Source organism: Draconibacterium sp. IB214405 (assembly GCF_033963885.1).
Classification (GTDB): Bacteria; Bacteroidota; Bacteroidia; order Bacteroidales; family Prolixibacteraceae; genus Draconibacterium.
Map to the genome: position 1 here is coordinate 284902 of NZ_JAXBMA010000006.1, position 18674 is coordinate 303575.

General features: G+C 39.1%; 21 protein-coding genes and 1 tRNA gene. 12 read left to right on the top strand and 10 right to left on the bottom strand.

What is annotated here, in order from left to right:
• Nucleotides 1–11: 11 nt before the first annotated feature.
• The 3 genes from SLH46_RS20225 to SLH46_RS20235 form a co-directional block, all read right to left on the bottom strand.
• Nucleotides 12–407 (bottom strand): HIT family protein, encoded by a 396-nt coding sequence (locus SLH46_RS20225; protein ID WP_320283041.1) that lies wholly within the window; start codon nt 405–407, stop codon nt 12–14.
• 5 nt (nt 408–412) lie between these two features.
• Nucleotides 413–886 carry a transcription elongation factor GreA gene (greA, locus tag SLH46_RS20230; RefSeq protein WP_320283042.1) on the bottom strand — a complete coding sequence of 158 codons (474 nt, stop codon included), beginning with the start codon at nt 884–886 and terminating at the stop codon, nt 413–415.
• A 163-nt stretch (nt 887–1049) separates the two neighbouring features.
• Complete coding sequence (locus SLH46_RS20235) at nt 1050–1436, bottom strand: hypothetical protein (RefSeq protein WP_320283043.1); 387 nt, start codon at nt 1434–1436, stop codon at nt 1050–1052.
• Between the two features lie 98 nt (nt 1437–1534).
• Here SLH46_RS20235 and SLH46_RS20240 point away from each other — a divergent pair, with 98 nt between their 5' ends.
• A complete protein-coding gene (locus SLH46_RS20240) occupies nt 1535–1996 on the top strand; it encodes a Rieske (2Fe-2S) protein (RefSeq protein ID WP_320283044.1) in 462 nt (153 codons plus the stop codon).
• A gap of 54 nt (nt 1997–2050) precedes the next feature.
• Here SLH46_RS20240 and ahcY read toward each other — a convergent pair whose 3' ends face one another.
• A complete protein-coding gene (ahcY, locus tag SLH46_RS20245) occupies nt 2051–3469 on the bottom strand; it encodes an adenosylhomocysteinase (RefSeq protein WP_320283045.1) in 1419 nt (472 codons plus the stop codon).
• Nucleotides 3470–3555: 86 nt separating this feature from the next.
• Nucleotides 3556–5742 carry a DNA helicase RecQ gene (recQ, locus tag SLH46_RS20250; protein ID WP_320283046.1) on the bottom strand — a complete coding sequence of 729 codons (2187 nt, stop codon included), beginning with the start codon at nt 5740–5742 and terminating at the stop codon, nt 3556–3558.
• A gap of 232 nt (nt 5743–5974) precedes the next feature.
• Here recQ and tatC point away from each other — a divergent pair, with 232 nt between their 5' ends.
• The 10 genes from tatC to upp all read left to right on the top strand — a co-directional run bounded on the left by tatC (nt 5975) and on the right by upp (nt 13980).
• Nucleotides 5975–6823 carry a twin-arginine translocase subunit TatC gene (gene tatC, locus SLH46_RS20255; RefSeq protein ID WP_320283047.1) on the top strand — a complete coding sequence of 283 codons (849 nt, stop codon included), beginning with the start codon at nt 5975–5977 and terminating at the stop codon, nt 6821–6823.
• Between the two features lie 32 nt (nt 6824–6855).
• Complete coding sequence (lptB, locus tag SLH46_RS20260) at nt 6856–7578, top strand: LPS export ABC transporter ATP-binding protein (protein ID WP_320283048.1); 723 nt, start codon at nt 6856–6858, stop codon at nt 7576–7578.
• Nucleotides 7579–7777: 199 nt separating this feature from the next.
• Nucleotides 7778–7849: transfer RNA gene (locus SLH46_RS20265), tRNA-Glu, on the top strand.
• A 31-nt stretch (nt 7850–7880) separates the two neighbouring features.
• A complete protein-coding gene (rpsT, locus tag SLH46_RS20270; protein ID WP_320283049.1) occupies nt 7881–8132 on the top strand; it encodes a 30S ribosomal protein S20 in 252 nt (83 codons plus the stop codon).
• 149 nt (nt 8133–8281) lie between these two features.
• Nucleotides 8282–8980: a RadC family protein gene (gene radC, locus SLH46_RS20275; RefSeq protein ID WP_320283050.1), complete on the top strand. Its 699-nt coding sequence runs from the start codon at nt 8282–8284 to the stop codon at nt 8978–8980.
• 14 nt (nt 8981–8994) lie between these two features.
• Nucleotides 8995–10317, top strand: a complete 1323-nt coding sequence (locus tag SLH46_RS20280) for a polysaccharide deacetylase family protein (protein WP_320283051.1) — start codon at nt 8995–8997, stop codon at nt 10315–10317.
• A gap of 14 nt (nt 10318–10331) precedes the next feature.
• Nucleotides 10332–11249, top strand: a complete 918-nt coding sequence (locus tag SLH46_RS20285; RefSeq protein ID WP_320283052.1) for a hypothetical protein — start codon at nt 10332–10334, stop codon at nt 11247–11249.
• A 6-nt stretch (nt 11250–11255) separates the two neighbouring features.
• Nucleotides 11256–12224: a polysaccharide deacetylase family protein gene (locus tag SLH46_RS20290; protein ID WP_320283053.1), complete on the top strand. Its 969-nt coding sequence runs from the start codon at nt 11256–11258 to the stop codon at nt 12222–12224.
• Nucleotides 12221–13306, top strand: a complete 1086-nt coding sequence (locus SLH46_RS20295) for a hypothetical protein (protein WP_320283054.1) — start codon at nt 12221–12223, stop codon at nt 13304–13306. Before SLH46_RS20290 ends, SLH46_RS20295 begins: the two co-directional genes overlap by 4 nt.
• Before the next feature lie 11 nt (nt 13307–13317).
• Complete coding sequence (gene upp, locus SLH46_RS20300; protein ID WP_320283055.1) at nt 13318–13980, top strand: uracil phosphoribosyltransferase; 663 nt, start codon at nt 13318–13320, stop codon at nt 13978–13980.
• A 104-nt stretch (nt 13981–14084) separates the two neighbouring features.
• Here the strand turns inward: upp and SLH46_RS20305 are convergent, their stop codons facing one another.
• Nucleotides 14085–14765: an FAD-binding oxidoreductase gene (locus SLH46_RS20305; protein ID WP_320283056.1), complete on the bottom strand. Its 681-nt coding sequence runs from the start codon at nt 14763–14765 to the stop codon at nt 14085–14087.
• Between the two features lie 193 nt (nt 14766–14958).
• Here SLH46_RS20305 and SLH46_RS20310 point away from each other — a divergent pair, with 193 nt between their 5' ends.
• Nucleotides 14959–15462, top strand: coding sequence for a flavodoxin domain-containing protein (locus SLH46_RS20310; RefSeq protein ID WP_320283057.1), 504 nt, complete (start codon nt 14959–14961; stop codon nt 15460–15462).
• Here SLH46_RS20310 and SLH46_RS20315 read toward each other — a convergent pair.
• From SLH46_RS20315 to SLH46_RS20330, 4 genes are all read right to left on the bottom strand, one after another.
• A complete protein-coding gene (locus tag SLH46_RS20315; protein ID WP_320283058.1) occupies nt 15459–16172 on the bottom strand; it encodes a tRNA1(Val) (adenine(37)-N6)-methyltransferase in 714 nt (237 codons plus the stop codon). The genes SLH46_RS20310 and SLH46_RS20315 overlap by 4 nt on opposite strands.
• Before the next feature lie 25 nt (nt 16173–16197).
• Nucleotides 16198–16458 (bottom strand): DUF2400 family protein, encoded by a 261-nt coding sequence (locus SLH46_RS20320; RefSeq protein WP_320283059.1) that lies wholly within the window; start codon nt 16456–16458, stop codon nt 16198–16200.
• A 31-nt stretch (nt 16459–16489) separates the two neighbouring features.
• The gene (locus tag SLH46_RS20325) at nt 16490–18142 is read right to left on the bottom strand and encodes a recombinase family protein (RefSeq protein ID WP_320283060.1); all 1653 of its coding nucleotides are present in this window, start codon (nt 18140–18142) and stop codon (nt 16490–16492) included.
• Between the two features lie 175 nt (nt 18143–18317).
• On the bottom strand, nt 18318–18560 hold the full coding sequence (locus tag SLH46_RS20330) for a hypothetical protein (protein WP_320283061.1): 243 nt from the start codon (nt 18558–18560) through the stop codon (nt 18318–18320).
• Between the last annotated feature and the right edge of the window lie 114 nt (nt 18561–18674).

Genomic DNA, 18674 nt, shown 5'->3' on the forward strand with positions numbered 1-18674 from the left:
GATCGGGACTGCTAGTCAATATTTTCAGCGATGAGCTTTGCCAGTTGCTCCATTTCCTCGGGTGGGAATTGTGTTTTGTCGGCAAAGTTCAGCAAATCGTGTTCGCTTTGCATGGGCACCAAATGAATGTGTGCATGTGGCACTTCGAGACCCAAAACCATTACACCAACTTTTTTGCAGGGAACAGCTTTTTCTAATCCTTTGGCCACTTTTTTGGCAAACATTTGCAACCCGGCATAGGTTTCATCATCCAAATCAAAAAGGTAGTCCACCTCTTTTTTCGGAATTACCAAAGTGTGTCCTTTTGCAGTTGGGAAAATATCGAGAAAAGCAAAATAATTCTCGTCCTCTGCTACTTTGTATGAAGGGATCTCACCATTGATAATTTTTGTAAAAATGCTTGCCATAATTCTTAAAGTGAAATTTCTACAATCTCAAAAGGTATTACTCCTGACGGAACTTTAATTTCAACAACGTCGCCAACTTTTTTGCCCATCAAACCTTTGGCAATTGGCGTTTGTACCGATATTTTTCCTTCTTTCAGATTCGCTTCACTTTCGGGAACCAAAGTATACTGCATGGTTGCATTATTCTTTTTGTTCTTGATGGTTACTTTATTCAGAATCTGAACTTGTGATGTATCAATTTTCGATTCGTCGAGAATTCGGGCGTTAGCCACTTTGTTTTTTATTTGGGCTATTTTAGCTTCAAGCATACCTTGAGCGTCTTTCGCTGCATCGTACTCAGCATTTTCCGAGATATCTCCCTTTTCAATGGCCTCGCCAATCTGCTTCGAAATCTTCGGGCGCTCAACAGTCATCAAGTGCTCCAGCTCTTTCTTAAGCTTTTCTAATCCGTCTTTCGTCAAATATGTTACTTCGGACATTTTGTATCCTCCTAAATTTAATTGTTTCGCCTCAACGTAGGCATAAAAAAATAGAAAGAATCCCGATCTGTCCGGAACTCTTCCTCATGCAAAATTATATAATTTCTTGAATATTAAAATATTCTAAGCAAAAAAATATCGAAAACAGGTGATTTTTACGCAGTTAGATATATTTTCTATTGATAATCTCGCTATATATCACAGCTTTCTTCAACGAAAACTCTTCTCCCATTATCAGCTTTTTCTTTTTGCTTTTACCCATCTTTTTCATTGGCTTTGTAATGGAATGAGCAGCTTCCCGATCAGCCTTAAATTCATAAACGGGTTTTGGTTTGGGAACCGGTTCTTCTACAATTTCCTCTTTATAAACCGGTGGCTGAACAACTTGTTGCGAGTCGTTTTCATTTTCAAGCAACATCTCCCAAAAATTCTGCGCACCACCATTCGTAGGAGCTGATTGTCCGGGCGGCACATCCCTTTTTCGTTTCTTATTCAGGATGCCAAAAACGGCAACTATAAGTGTTAGTATTATAACAACTATATCATCCATAATTTTCTATCAGCAATAAATTGTACTTTTGGCTGTTCAATTTATAAAAGTAAGAAACAAGCACGTAAATAAAAATTTTCGCGTTAAAAGAATACAACATGAACGAGATGCAGAAGAAAAAGAAGGGGAAGAGATTGATTGGGAACAGCATGAAGTATTTGTTTTTTGTAGTGCTCACCTTTATGATGTATTCGTCGTGCGATGAGATTGACTCGGAAATACCGGAAGTGTATGTACGTTTCGATCTGAATCTTAACAGCCCGCTATATAACGATCTTACTTTTCCCGGAAGCTCGGTATATCTGAGTAATGTGGGGTTTGGTGGAATTATTGTTTCGTGCTTAACTGAAGGTGAATATTTTGCATACGATGCTGCCTGCACGCACGAAATCCTTCCTTCGTGCAAGGTTGAAAACTCGGGGCTCTCCGGAACCTGCTCATGTTGTGGTTCGCAATTTCAACTATTCTATAGCGCCGTACCTGTTGAAGGGGAAGCAGCTGCTCCATTAAAACAGTACAACACTTCGCTTAGCGGAAATTTTCTTAGGATATACAACTAAAAAAAATGGGCTCCATATTTATGGAACCCATTCCTATCGTATAAAATCTCTTTTTTAATACCTGTAGTGTTCCGGCTTAAACGGACCTTCTTTTGAAACACCCAAATAAGACGCCTGCTTTTCTGTAAGCTCGGTCAATTTTACACCAATTTGCGCTAAATGCAAACGGGCAACTTCCTCATCCAGCTTTTTCGACAAAGTGTAAACACCAACTTCGTAGTTGTTCTCCCACAAATCGATTTGTGCCAACGACTGATTGGTAAACGAGTTACTCATTACAAACGAAGGGTGACCTGTTGCACATCCAAGATTTACTAAACGACCTTCGGCCAGCAAGTAAATACAGTGACCATCTTGGTAAGTATATTTATCAACCTGTGGTTTGATGTTCACTTTTTCGATGCCCGGCCATTTTTCCATTTTGGCCACCTGAATTTCATTGTCGAAGTGGCCAATATTACAAACGATCGACTGATCTTTCATATTTGCCATGTGCTCGGCTGTAATTACATCGCAGTTTCCGGTAGTGGTTACATAAATGTTTCCTTCGGCCAATGCATCTTCCATGGTTTTCACTTCGAAACCTTCCATGGCTGCCTGCAACGCACAAATCGGATCGATTTCGGTAACGATTACACGCGCTCCGTAACTACGCATAGAGTGGGCACAACCTTTACCAACATCACCATAACCGGCAACAACCACCACTTTTCCGGCAATCATTACATCGGTAGCACGTTTAATACCATCAGCCAGCGACTCGCGACATCCGTACAGGTTGTCGAATTTCGACTTGGTTACCGAATCGTTAACATTAATGGCAGGAACCAGCAATTCGTTTTTCTCAGCCATCTGATACAAACGATGTACTCCGGTTGTGGTTTCTTCCGAAACTCCTTTCCATTCCGCTACCGTGCGGTGCCATTTCTGATTATCTTCTTTTAATGTTGTCTTCAGCAACTCAAGAATTACTTCTTCTTCCTCGCTTGAAGCTTCAACATCCAGTACGCTTGCATCTTTTTCAGCAGCATAACCTTTATGAATCAACAAAGTAGCATCGCCACCATCGTCAACAATCAGTTGCGGACCTTTCCCGTCCGGGAAACTCATTGCCTCGCGGGTGCACCACCAGTACTCTTCCAGGGTTTCACCTTTCCATGCAAATACAGGCACACCGGCTTGCGCAATAGCAGCTGCAGCATGATCCTGCGTTGAAAATATGTTACAGCTTGCCCAGCGAACATCTGCTCCAAGGGCAACCAATGTTTCAATTAAAACAGCGGTTTGCACAGTCATATGCAAACTACCCATTACACGCACTCCATCGAGTGGTTTGCGCGGGCCAAACTTCTCTCTGATGGCCATCAATCCCGGCATTTCTTTCTCCGCGATCTCAATTTCTTTTCGTCCAAAATCTGCCAACGAAATATCGGCAACTTTGTAATCTAATGTTTCATGAACTGACACAGTCATATCTTATTACTTTAATTTTTCCAAATAAAAAGGCGTGCAAAAATAACAATTTTTGCCACAAAAAAGTTGAAAATCAATGATAAGGATTAATTACCAAGGTCGGAGAAGAATTTCACACGCATCAACCGAATGTCATCTTCCGAGTATTCTTCTTCACCCAATTCGTCCAGTGCCTCCTGAATGGAGTCGGTTTCAGCCTCACGGAAATATTCAAAAATATCATCCTGATGATCTTCGTCAATCACATCATCAATGTAATAATCGATATTTAATTTTGTGCCCGAGTTAACAATCGCCTCTACTTCTCCAATCACGTCGCTCACTTCAATGCCTTTTGAGTCGGCAATATCTTCAAACGACAATTTGCGGTCGATACTCTGAATAATAAACACCTTCATTTTCGACTTATTGGCAACGGTACGTACCACTAAATCCTCCGGTCGTTCAATCTCATTTTCGTCCACATACGATTTAATCAGCTTCACAAACTCTTTCCCGTAACGGCGGGCTTTTCCCTGTCCAACTCCCTGAATATTTTGTAACTCATCGGTAGTAACGGGATATTGAATTGACATGTCGGCCAACGATGGATCCTGGAAAATTACAAACGGCGGTAAATTGTGCTTCTTGGCAATCTTTTTCCGCAGGTCTTTTAGCATTGCAAACAATTGCGGATCGCCACTTGCCCCTCCCGAAGGTGCACCTCCTGCATTTGCCGAGTCATCCTCTTCTTCATATTCGTGATTTTTCACCAACATAAAACTATGCGGTTTTTCCAGAAACTCGTGTCCTTTTTCGGTGACTTTCAGCAAGCCGTAATTTTCGATGTCTTTATTAATGATTCCGGCAACCATCGACTGGCGGAATACGGCATTCCAAAAACGTTCGTCGTGCTCTTTGCCCGTACCAAACGATTTTAAATTGTAATGTTTAAACGATTTGATAGCCGCAGTACTGTTACCAATAAGAATGTTGGCAATATGGTCGCCTTTATATTTCTCATTCACTTCCAATATAGCCTTTAAGGCGGTAACAATATCATCTTTGGCCTCAATTTGCTCTTTCGGATTTAAACAATTATCACAATTTCCACAGTTATCCGGCTGATATCTCTCGCCAAAATAATGGAGTAATATTATGCGTCGGCAAATAGCTGATTCGGCATACGAAACCGTATCAAGCAACAGCTGCTTCCCTATTTCCTGCTCGGCCACCGGTTTTCCGTGCATAAACTTCTCCAGCTTCTGAATATCTTTATAACTGTAGAATGTAATACACTGCCCCTCACCACCATCGCGTCCTGCGCGTCCGGTTTCCTGGTAATAACCTTCAAGACTTTTGGGAATATCGTAGTGAATCACAAAACGAACATCGGGCTTGTCGATACCCATACCAAAAGCAATGGTAGCAACAATCACATCAACCTCTTCCATCAGGAACTTATCCTGATTTCCCGATCGTGTTCCGGCATCCATTCCGGCATGATAAGCTAGCGCTTTTACGCCATTCACCTGCAGAGTTTCAGCCAGCTCTTCTACTTTTTTGCGGCTCAAACAATATATAATTCCGGATTTGCCTTCGTTTTGTTTTATGAATTTTATGATCTGCGTTTCGGTTTTTACCTTAGGACGCACTTCGTAATATAAATTCTCGCGGTTAAACGATGCCTTAAAAACCTGCGCATCCAGAATTCCAAGGTTTTTCTGAATATCGTGCTGAACTTTTGCGGTTGCAGTTGCGGTTAAAGCAACTATTGGCGATTTTCCTATTTCTTCAACAATTGGTTTTATGCGTCGGTATTCAGGTCGGAAATCGTGGCCCCACTCCGAAATACAATGCGCTTCGTCGATGGCATAAAACGAAATCTTTATCTGCTTTAAAAATTCAATATTTTCCTCTTTGGTTAACGACTCAGGGGCAACATACAGCAGTTTTGTTTTGCCTGCCAGCACATCCTCTTTAACCTGAGTAATGGCAGCTTTCGAAAGCGAAGAGTTTAAAAAATGGGCAACGCTGTCTTCTGCGTGAGTTCCCCTGATTGAATCGACCTGATTTTTCATCAGTGCGATTAATGGAGATATCACGATGGCAGTTCCTTCCAAAATTAAGGCTGGCAACTGATAAATCAACGACTTTCCTCCCCCTGTTGGCATCAACACAAATGTGTCTTTACCCTCCATAACACTTTCAATTGCATCTTCTTGTTGCCCCTTAAAACGGTCGAAACCAAAGAAGTGCTGAAGCTTCTCTGTTAAAACAACTTTTTCACTCATATCTTCACTCTCCCAATATCTGTAGCATTTAGCAATTTCTAAATTATTAAAAGTAAGCAAAATGGCAATACCTTTTTACAAAATTTATGTTTTAAAAACTCAAGTATTTATTTGCTGTTAATATTTGATTCGCTTGCTAAAGTTATACATTATATTTATTAAGGAATATTTCAAATTTCAAATGCCAAAAAATCGTGTACATTTGTGAAGTTTTTTTTGAAAACCAAAATTAATGAGCGAAGAACAAACTACAAAAAAACAGGGAAAGGAAAGTGAGAAGGGCGAAATGTCGTTTCTTGAGCACCTGGAGATACTTCGTTGGCACATAATCCGCTCATCGGCGGCTATTGTAATTTTTGCCATCGTTGCATTTGTTTTAAAATCTTTCATTTTCGATGTGGTAATTTTAAGTCCGCGGATGCCCGACTTTTGGACCAACCGTATGTTTGCCAAGTTGGGCGACCTGATTGGATCGGAAGCCGTAAAAATTAACCAGGTACCATTAAAAATGCAGAGTATAAAAATTGCCGGGCAGTTTTCTACTCATATTATGGTCTCGATTATTGCAGGTTTTATTATGGCCTCGCCTGTTGTTTTCTACGAATTCTGGCGCTTTATAAAACCAGCTTTGTACGAAAACGAACGCAAACATGCCGGTGGTGCAGTATTCTTTACATCAATATTATTTTTAATGGGTATTTTGTTTGGCTACTATTTAATTGTACCATTATCCATTCACTTTTTAGGAACCTACCAGGTAAGTAGCGAGGTGGAGAACACGATTAACCTCCGATCGTACATCGGGTCGGTTACGTCAATTTCGCTGGCAGCCGGAGTGGTGTTCCTTATTCCAATTTTCTCATACTTTTTAAGTAAGGTTGGAATACTCACCCCACAATTCATGAAAACATACCGTCGACATGCCTATGTGGTAATGCTGCTACTTTCAGCAATTATTACTCCACCCGATATTTTTAGCCAGGTAATGGTTTGTTTCCCGCTGGTTTTCCTTTACGAAATTGGTATCGTGATCTCGCGTCGCGTAGTTAAAAATCGTGAAAAAGCGATGGAAGCCATGTAATTCAGTCAAAAATTGACGTTATTTGAACCATTATGATTCTTCGAGCAGAAAATATCGTTAAAAAATATCGGAAAAGAACCGTAGTTAAAGGGGTTAGTTTTCAGGTTGAGCAAGGCGAAATTGTTGGTTTGCTTGGTCCGAACGGAGCTGGAAAAACAACTTCGTTTTATATGATCGTTGGATTGATCCAGCCGTTTTCAGGAAAGATTTTTCTCGACGAAAAAGAAATAACAAAACTGCCGGTCTATAAACGTGCACAGCGCGGTATTGGATACCTGGCGCAGGAGGCATCCGTTTTCAGGAAATTAAGTATTGAAGACAACATACGGGCTGTTTTGGAAATGACCGACTACTCGAAGGAATTCCAGAAAGAAAAACTCGAGACCTTGCTTGATGAATTTAGCCTGCAGCACATTCGAAAAAGTAAAGGTATTCAGCTTTCGGGTGGAGAACGGCGCAGAACCGAAATTGCACGAGCACTGGCCATCGATCCGAAATTTATATTACTCGACGAACCTTTTGCCGGAGTTGATCCGATTGCAGTAGAAGATATTCAGCAAATTGTAATGAAGCTGAAGGAAAAGAACATTGGCGTTTTAATAACCGACCATAATGTACACGAAACACTTCGGATTACAGACCGTTCTTATCTGCTGTTTGAAGGCAATATTCTAAAAGCAGGTACGGCTGATGAACTGGCAGCCGACGAAGACGTACGCCGCGTTTATCTCGGTCAGAACTTCGAATTACGCTAGGAAAAACATTTTTTCATTTTTTTTATTTTTTTGTTTGCAGATTAAAAAATGTTTCTTTCCTTTGCAGCGCTAAAATAAAAACGGTGCTTTAAACGAAAAGCCAACCGATTTTAGCTGAGAAAAAAATCCTGAAAAAATTTGGTCGATTACAAAAAAGAAGTATTTTTGCAGTCCCAAATTTAAGGGAGTTAAATAAGGAGGCCCGTTCGTCTAGGGGTTAGGACGCCAGGTTTTCATCCTGGTAGCAGGGGTTCGAATCCCCTACGGGCTACTAATTTTTTAAAAAGAGAGAAAGAAAGAAAATGGCACATCATAAGTCAGCATTAAAAAGAATTCGTCAAGACGAAAAGAAGAGAGTACACAACAAGTACTACGCAAAGACTACTCGTAATGCAATTAAAGCATTGCGTAATGCTACTGATAAAGCTGAAGCAGAGAAAATGTATCCTTCAGTTGCAGCTATGATTGATAAATTAGCGAAACGCAATATCATTCATAAAAACAAAGCTTCTAACCTGAAGTCGAAATTAGCTACTCAGGTTAATTCATTGTAAGCAGATAAAAACCACATGATATAAAAAAACCTCTCCGAGTTTCGGAGAGGTTTTTTTTTGTGTTTCAAAATCCCGTATGTTCTGTAACTATTATTTACTGTTTCCGAAATCGTTTATTATGATTAATTTTAGGAAGAACACCGGGGCAAATGGGAGAATACAAAAAACTAAATATAAAAGATTGGGCTGTTGAAGATCGTCCGCGCGAAAAACTTTTAAGCAAAGGACCTCGCTCGCTAACCGATGCCGAACTCATTGCCATTTTAATCGGTTCGGGGAACCTCGATGAGACGGCAGTAGAACTCTCCAGACGCATTTTAACCTCGGTAGACAATAATCTTAATGACCTTGGCAGAAAAAGCATCGAATACCTCACAAAATTTCAAGGAATTGGCGAAGCAAAAGCAGTGAGTATAATTGCAGCGTTAGAATTGGGGAAACGCCGAAAAGATGCCGAGGTATTCAACAAAAAGCAAATAAGCAGCAGTAAAGATGCAGCAGACTATTTTATGCCAATGCTTGGTGATTTGAACCACGAAGAATTTTGGATTTTGCTGCTCAACCGCGGCAACCGGATAATCGACTCGTTTATGGTTAGCCAGGGCGGAATATCAGGAACAGTAATCGATGTTCGGTTGATATTAAAAAATGCGCTGGATAAAATGGCAAGCGCCATCATTCTTTGTCATAATCACCCGTCGGGAACCATGCAGGCATCAAATGCAGACCTAAATATTACCACTAAAATAAAAAATGCGGCAGAAATTATGGATATTACAGTGCTCGACCATATTATTATTGGGCAGAACAACTATCTGAGTTTAGCCGACGAGGGAATGTTAAACTAATAAACCGTACGAAAATGATACTTCTTTATTCAGATGAAGCTAACCCGCGAATCGAGTACATTGGAAAACTGATTTTCTGTAACATCTTACAAACGGAGATTGCCTTTACTCAAAACTCCGATAAGTTCCGAAAGTCGGATCTGCCCAAAATCAACTATTCTTACGAAAAGTTTGATGACGAGTTTTACATTAAACCTCACAAGCTAATTTTTCAAAAGGCATTAATTACTCCAACAATTAATCCTGTTTGGTACGAAGGCGAAAAATACTTTTGCGAAACTTCGCAAGATTCCGATTTACCTTTCGATCCGTTTGCAGCTTCGTTTTTTCTTGTAACGCGTTTTGAAGAATATGCCAGTAACCAACAAGATAAACTGGGTAGGTTTCGTTACCAGGACAGTATTTTGTACAAATACAAACTGTTGCAAAAGCCGGTTGTAAATATCTGGGCAAAACTATTGGCAAAACTGATAAAAGAGAAATATCCTTCGTTCGAGTTTGTTGAGCCAAAATTCAATTTTATATCTACCATCGATGTCGATAATGCCTACGCTTATCAAAACAAGGGATTTCTTCGAACCTCGGCTGCACGGGCAAAAGCGTTATTTACCGGCAACAAAGAAGACTATGCCAAACGCAAGCGGGTATTAAATGGCAAGGAAGCCGATCCGTATAATACCTACGATTACCTCGATGGTGTTTTTGCCGGTAACGAAGGCAAAGTGAAGTATTTCTTTTTACTGGGCGATTACGGAAAGTTCGACAAAAACATCGCTCACACCAACCAACAATACCGCGATCTGATTACCAAAACTGCAACAAAATACGATGTGGGTATTCACCCCTCGTTTGGCAGCAGCAAGAAGGGCGGTAAAAAGAAAGTTCGGGTTGAAAAACAACGATTGGATGACATTACCAAACAGGAGAGCAATAAAAGTCGCCAGCATTTTTTGATGCTTAAATTCCCGAAAACATACAACCGTTTAATAAAAGCCGGTATTAAAGAAGACTACACCTTAGGTTACTCCGGCCAACCGGGATTCAGAGCAGGTATTTGCACGCCTTATTGTTTTTACGACCTGAAAGACGATAAAGTAACCGACCTAAAAATTATCCCGTTTCAGGTGATGGATGGAACGTTGCGTTATTACCTCCAGCTACAACCCAAAGAAGCTATTGAAGAAATAGAAAAAATTATGAAGGAAGTTAAAAATGTAGGTGGTACATTTGTAAGTGTGTGGCACAACGAAACCGTAAACGACCTGGGGACATGGAAAGGTTTCAGAGAGGTGTTCGAAAAAATGAACAAACTGGGATTTGAATGGGCCAACCAATAGCCCGGTATTTTTAGATGAGTAGCTTAAAACAAATTCACTATATAAAACATGCGCAAATCGATTCCGAAAAGTGGAATCAATGTATCGACGGTGCGCTAAATTGCAGAATTTATGCCTACGACTGGCATCTCGACCGAACTGCTATTGAGTGGGACGCATTAGTTTACGGCGATTATGAATATGTTATGCCGCTGCCTTTTCGAAAAAAGATGGGAATAAAATACCTGTATCAACCACTCTTTTCGCAACAACTCGGAATCTTCCCTTCGCCATCAAAAAGTATTTTCGACGAATTTGTCACAGCACTCAAGAAACGTTTCCGTTACTCTGATTTACAGTTTAATGCACAGAATATTCCGGAAGAAAGCCATGCCTCATTATTTTTTGAGCGGAAAAATTACCTGCTCTCCTTAACAAAGGATTTTAAATCGATTCTTTCCGATTACTCCACAAATACAAAACGAAACATTGCCAAAGCCCAAAAACAAAACCTTACCATTATTGAAGGTATCCGGCTTGAAGCTTACCTCGATTTTAAGGCAAAGAACCTGCCTCCCCGAGTTGATCAGTCGGCCATTGACAAGCTGAAAAGTCTGATCGCCTATGGAGAGTACAAAGGTTTTGGGAAAATATACGGCGTTTATACTCCGGATAATGAACTTTGCGCAGCAGTGTATTTTTGTCGATGGAAAGACCGGGTGATCTACTTTAATGCTGCATCAAACGAAGAGGGTAAAAACCTGGGGGCCATGTACTACCTGATCAACCGTTTTATTGAAGACAATGCAGAGAAAAATCTGATACTGGATTTTGAGGGTTCAATGATTCCCGGAGTTGAGCGTTTTTACAAAGGTTTTGGTGCATTACCGGAAACCTACTTTCAACTTAAATTTAATCGTTTACCTTTGTTTTTAAAGTGGCTAAAACGATAACCGGCAATGAGGCATTTTCCGCGATTGGTAAGTAAAAAACTGAGTCCGCTGTTTTCAACCCGAAAATTATTGGCGACAAAAGCTCCGTTATTTTTGCCCTTCTATCATGTTGTAAGCGACGACTCGCTGCCACACATTCTGAATTATCCTACCATCAACGAAAAACAGTTTAAACAGGAACTCGATTTCTATTTGAAATATTTTAAGCCTGTTTCGCTGGAAGAGCTGATAAAATCGCCACAAGCCAACAGTTTTCATTTAAGTTTCGACGACGGATTAAAAGAATGTGCCGAAGTGGTTGCGCCAATTCTTTTACAAAAAGGAATTCCTGCTACATTTTTCGTAAACAGCGGTTTCGTAGATAACAAGGAACTTTTTCACCGTTACAAAGCCAGTTTAATTTTAAACGAAATAAACACCCACCCCGATGCGGAAGTGGAAAATTTTTTGAGGGAAAACAAACTCCCCATAGAGCAGCTGCTGCAAACTCCTTTTGCACAAAGGACGGTTCTGGATCAGGCCGCTGAAATGCTCGACATCGATTTTAAATCGTTTCTCGAAAAACATCAGCCCTACATGACAACCGGGCAAATTAAAGAACTGCATACAAAAGGTTTTTCTATTGGCGGACACAGTCATAAACATCCGGAGTTTTGGAAGATCACAGAGAAAAAGCAGCTGAAACACATTAAAAAAAGTATGGATTGGGTGGTTGAAAATATAAATCCGGAGATTAAAGCTTTTGCTTTTCCGTACACCGACGATGGAGTTTCGTGTAAGCTACTGAATAAAATACACGATAAGGGATTGTGCGATGTTAGTTTTGGAACTGCAGGCGTTAAGTACGACGAAATTCCTAAACATTTACAACGCTACCCGGCCGAACAGAAAGGTGATTTTGAAGGGAATGTAAAAGCAGAATTTATTTATTTTAAACTTCGCAAGGTAATTGGCAAAGCAACAGTAAAACATTGACTTTACAAATAAAAAAAATACGACTAAACGAACTGGAGAGTTTTGTAAACAGCAAAGAATTCCGGGAATACGAAGTGGTGCCCATTTCACCAATTCGTGCCAAATCGTATCTTGCCAATCCCAATGCACAAGCCGATGATATTGTACTTTACCTTGGTTTTATCGATAACAAACTCGTGGCTTTTCGAAGCTTGTTTGCCGACACCCTTAATTCTGAAAATCAACAAATACGTTTAGGGTGGTGCAGCGGCAACTGGGTGCACGAGCAACACCGCCGTTTAGGTTATTCCGAACAACTTTTGCGAGAAGCTTATAGCGACTGGGATAAAAAGTTGATGTTTACCAACTACGCACCAAATTCGGAAAAGCTGTATTTAAAGACCGAGCTGTTTCAAGCAATACACCAATTTGAAGGAGTACGTGCCTATTTGTATGCAAAAACCAGCAAACTTTATCAGGCAAAATCAAATGCCTTTTCCTTGTTTATTTTCAAATGTTTAGACTTTAATATTACTGTATTTGTAAAGTTCTCCGCTCTCTTTTATCGTTCTAAACAGCATCAGAATATCTCTTTTAATGTTTCTGAAAAGCCGGATAAGGAATGTTTTGAGTTCTTAAAATTAAATCCGATTGATAGTCTTTTCGGCCGGAAAGAAACCGAATTAAATTGGATTTTTGAGCACCCATGGTTGACACAACAAAATTATGTTGGGGCCTCCCGTTATCCTTTTTCATCCAATTCGAAAGCGTTTTACTACCAAACAGTAAAAATAACGCGAGACAATAAAATGCTGGGCTTTTTTATATTCTCAGTTCGCGAGGGACATTTAAAAACACTGTATTTTAATCTCACTGAAGATTGTACAAAAGAAATTGCCGCCTTTCTGATAAAATACTGCCTGACCAACAAAATTGAGTACGCAACTATTTACAAAAAGGAACTGGCAGACGAACTATTAAACAGAAAATTCCCATTTTTGTATGTGAAAGGTTACGGACAAAAAATATACAGTACTTTTCACGTTTCAAATAAAAAGCAACGAACATTTCAGGACGGTGACGGAGACGTCTTCTTCACCTAAAAATATTTACTATGGAAATTCGAGTTTTAGGCAACAACCATTCTATTTTAGACCAATACCTGGCAGAAATTCGAGATACAGGAATTCAAACCGATCCACTTCGTTTTAGGGATAACCTTAACCGAATTGGTGAAATTTTTGCTTACGAAATAAGCAAAGAAATGCAGTTTGAAATTAACGATGTTACAACTCCGCTAGGTGTTGCAAAGGTTCCGAAACTATGTCAGCAACCAGTTTTGGCAACCATTTTACGTGCCGGTCTGGCCATGCACAACGGCTTGCTTCGTATTTTCGACCGGGCAGAGAATTGTTTTATTTCAGCTTTCAGAAAATATACGGAAGGTGGCGATTTTGAAATTGAATTTGAATACATGGCTTCACCTTCGCTTGATGACAAAGTGGTCATTCTTTCCGATCCGATGCTGGCATCAGGTAAATCGATGGAAATTGGCTACGAGGCTTTGTTCAGCAAAGGCAAACCGTCGCACATTCACCTGGTGGCAATTATTGCAAGCGAAGAAGGTGTTGAATATGTGAAAAATGCTATCACAGACGAAAATGTAACTTTGTGGCTTGGAGCAGTTGATCCTGAAATGACTCCAAAATCATATATCGTTCCAGGCCTGGGCGATGCCGGTGATTTGGCTTTTGGCGAAAAAATCGATTCGAAATAATCGTTCTTTCAGCAAGAATAAAAAGGTATACAAAACAAGAATGCCATCCCTGTTTTACAAGGATGGCATTTTTCAACTTTCTCAACTTTCGTGGCAAACTACTATTAAAAGTAGACTTCAACTGTAATATTTTCCCGGCCAAATCCTTTGTCGCTTAAAATCTCCATCGAATCGAAGATCATATCGCTGTTTCCACAAAGGTAAAAGCACGTATTTTTATCAAAATCTGTTTTCTTCAGGTAATCGGTCACCCTTCCGTTAAAATCGCCACTTTTATCGCGCGATGTGCAAAGTGTGTAATTCTCTTTTTGGTATGTTTCCTGCTCATATCCTTCTTCGGCATAACGAACTCCGTGAATAAGCTGGTAGTTCAAACCCGGATTACTTTTTACCATGCTGTGGAAAGGAGCAATACCGGTTCCGCTGGCAATAAATACATGTTTGTGCGTGTCTTTGTTTTTTTCGTCGAGACCAAATTTTCCAAACGGGCCGTGAACCTCAACCATATCGCCAACTTTCAGGTGCTTTAATTTTGGTGAAAAATAACCTCCATCAACTTCTTTTACCAGTACTTCCAGGTTTTCACCTTCTTCGGCACTGTAAATCGAATATTCGCGGCTCTGATAGTCACCTGTTATCGACAACGAAACATGCTGCCCCGCAACAAATTTGAAGCGACTTTTTGGTAACGACAAAACAAAAGTATGCTCTGTTAGTTTTCTAATTCCTACAACCTTATAATAATTTGTATCAAGTTGTACTTCTGGTTTCATATCAATTGTCATGATGTATTTATTTTCTTTCGGCACAAAAATATGTGCAATAATTGATTTAAAGACTCTTTAGTATTCTTTTTCGTCGATAGTTTTAGAGAGTTAACCGATTTTTAACACGAATGTTCAATTGATTCATATAATTTTGGATAGATATTTTTTAATATCCATTGTAATTTCTTAAAAACCAAGTCATCAAAAAAAAATGAAAACATTAATCACCTATTGCACCACACATGGATGTACAGAAAAAACAGCAAACGAATTGAAACAGTTTTTGGGAGGCGAAGTCGTATTGGTTAACCTAAAAAAAGAAGCTGTTCCCGAGCTTGAATCATTTGATCGGATTATTATTGGCGGCTCTATTCATGCCGGCCAGATTCAGAAAAAAGTAAAGGATTTTTGCAATCAGAATCTAAAAAAACTGCAAGACAAAGAACTGGGATTGTTTATTTGTTGTATGGAAGAAGGCGAAAAAGCTGAAATCCAGCTGCAGGATGCATTTCCTGAAATTTTGTTACGAAATGCAAAAGCAACGGCCTACCTCGGTGGAGAATTCAACTTTAATAAAATGAATTTCTTTCAGAAACTGATCGTTAAAAAAGTTGCGAAAGTGGATAACAGCGTATCGAAAATCGACTATGATGCGATCAGGCATTTCTCAAACCAAATGAATAAAATCTTTAATCCGTTTTTGTTCCTGGTTTAAAAGTTCAGGTAAAAATCGTGGGTCAATCGTTTAAACTCGTTGGTCCACGATTTATCTTCGTTATAAATTGTCAGGCAGTCGGTTGCAGCGACTGCTTCTTTTTTGCTCATTTCCACCAAAACACGATTCGCTGCTTTCTGTTCAGTTGGTTTTACCAGCGTTTTTCTGATTTCGTAAAGTCCATTTAATGGGGTAAGTGTTTCAATTTCTTTGTAAGCCTGAATCGGGAACACAAAAGCACACCTGCCATTCTCTGATAGCAAATGAGCAACCAATTCAATGAGCACCGAAAAGGGCAAACTATCAGTGTGTCGTGCAATCGAGCGACTATCGTTCCCAGCTTTTAACGAATTCTGAAAGAATGGCGGATTGGATACAATCAGATCAAATTTTAGCATGGTAGCAGCGGCATATTCCTGTAATGAAGCTTGTTTGACGTCTACCCTATACGACCATTCCGATGCAGCCACATTTGCAGTCGCTTCTTGGGCTGCATTTTTTTCAATTTCGATTGCCGTGATTTTGGACGACGAGCGTTGTGCCAGCATTAAAGTAATTAAACCGGTTCCGGTTCCAATATCCAGAATAGTTTTGCAATTATTCACATCCGCCCAGGCACCAAGCAGTACTCCATCGATACCAACTTTCATGGCCGAGCGTTCCTGCTCTATCCGGAATTGTTTGAATTGAAAATATTTGTTTCTACCCATAACCGTTTACACGAAGACACAAAGTTTAGAATTTTTCGAAAACTCCCAATCCAAACAAGGCAAAATCATATTTTATCGGATCGTTCGGATCAAATTCGCGTAAAGTAGTTGTAATTTCTTCCACGGCTTTCCAGTCGTTCGAGCGACGTTGCAATAGCCCCAGTTTTCTTCCCACATTACCGGTGTGAACATCGAGTGGTAACATTAAAGCCCCTTGAGGAATTCCCTCCCACAAGCCAAAATCCACCCCTGATTTATCGTTTCGGCACATCCATCGCAAATACATGTTCAGTCAGGTAATTTAGGTAGTATTAATGCTAATCAAAGTAAAACATATCCTCGCTGTCTATTATTGTTACTGTACCTGATCTACCATCAAACTTTAACTCATTCTTATTTTTACCCTTGTTCTGTTTCGTTATGGTTCTGCCTTTCCACTTAAACGCCTTCCAATCTGTCTGGAAAAGGTCATATTCTTCAAATCCATGGTACATTATTTTTAAGGTATAAAAACCTTTATGATTCTCATCATAATGGTGTTCAAGCGTCAATTCTTTTATAATTGAATGTATAATTTCTTTGATTTTGTCGAAACCAGCAGAAAGGTCGGCATCCTTTATTTTATTATTTAACCTTTCATTTCTACTGCCTGATTTTCTCGCTATTACTTTATTCTCCAATATATCTATTGTCTCGTTTTGAATACGAATTTGTTCCTTAATTTCTTTCAACCTTTCCTTTAAAATTGGATCATCCTCGAAATATGGATCGATAAGACGGTCATAGATTTTTTGCTCGGTAAGCAGATTCTTTTTTAATTCATTCTGAGTTTTATGTAGCTTCTCAGTTAACTCATCAATCCCATTATCTTCCTCACCCACATTCTCCAAAAATGATTTAAGGTTATGTGATCTTAACAAGTGACGAATAATGAATGCCTCAATTTTAGGAAGACTAAGACCACGACTTTCGCATTGTAATTTGTGCTGAAATTTACCTTGACACTTATATGCATTATCATTACCCTTTAATCTTTTCTTGCCGATAACCTTACTCCCACAATGACCGCAAAAAAATATACCATTTAATAAATAATGGTATTCGGCACGTTTACCGGCCTTTTTCTTATTCTTTTCTAAGTTCTTATTTACCTTTACCCATAAATTTTCATCAATAATTGCTGGTACAGCAAAGTATTCATTTCCCCATTTTCGCTGACCTTTATATACTGGGTTTTTAATAATATCGTGAATAACATTACCTCGCCATCTCACCTTTTTCTTTTCATAGGTTGTTATCTTTTTGGTGTATTTATCTACTCTTTTAATTTTTCCTTTAAACTGATTAAATTTTGTTGGGATACCTTCAGCATTTAATATTTTGGCTATCGTATAGGTGCCATTCCCCGCTAATGACAGGTTAAAAATACGTTCCACTATTTTTGCTTCATCTTCATGAAGCTCAAAATAACCATCAGCGCCTTTTTTATATCCATAAGCAACCAATCCATGTGATTTTCCTTTTTTTGCATTTTTATAGATCGTCTCTTTGACTTTAATACCAGTTTTAGCAGCATATAATGCATTTGCCAACGAAATCATACCAGAGAAAAATTGATTTTCAGGTATATCCAGATCAAGGTATCTTCCACCCGGATAGAATTTACATCCTTTTTCGGTAATAATGGAAACAAAAAGATTCCATATCGTATTATTTCTTTCAATTCTTGATTGGTCATAGCAATAGACGATATTAATTTCTTCGTCCTGTATCCCAGACAAAAGTTTAGTGAATGCAGGCCGTTTGGATAAGTCATCAGAAGCACCACTAATTCCTTCGTCAATAAAGACCTTGTAGTCCTGTTTCATGGATTTTGCAAATTCAACACCTTGTTCTTTTTGCACGGAAATTGAAACATCCCTTCCTTCTTCTTTATGCTTACTTATTCTACAATAAATTCCAATAGACATGTCTTCATATAATCATTTAGGTTATCCGGGTAATAAAGGTGGTACAAATTATTTAAAATAGGACTGCTATTTTATTAATTTTCGATAAAATGTTGATGAATTGAAAATGGGTGTTGAGTCATTAGGTAGATGTTATACAATTCGGGTGAATAAAGTAATACTAGATCATCTACGGTCAATTAGTTTTGGAAATTTCATTATGAGCTTCTTCCTTAATAATATCCCAGATTGGAAGTTCAAGACTGGATAGTTCTGACTTCATAAAATAAACCATTTCTTCAATAACTTCTGCAGCACTAAATTCGTGGAATTTTTCCACTTCTCTTTTAAATCGTTTATCTCTCAAATCATGGAAGTAGTAGTCGATGAACTCATCATAGATTAAGTTATCAAGTCTATCACTAATCTCTTGGTGCAATCTTGAAATTGAGTGTTCTTTTACTAATTTAAATAATTTTTCTTCGTTTACTGGAAAATCCGCTTAAACTGACCACCCTTCTACGATTTAAGTTGACCACCTGCGCCGGAGTAA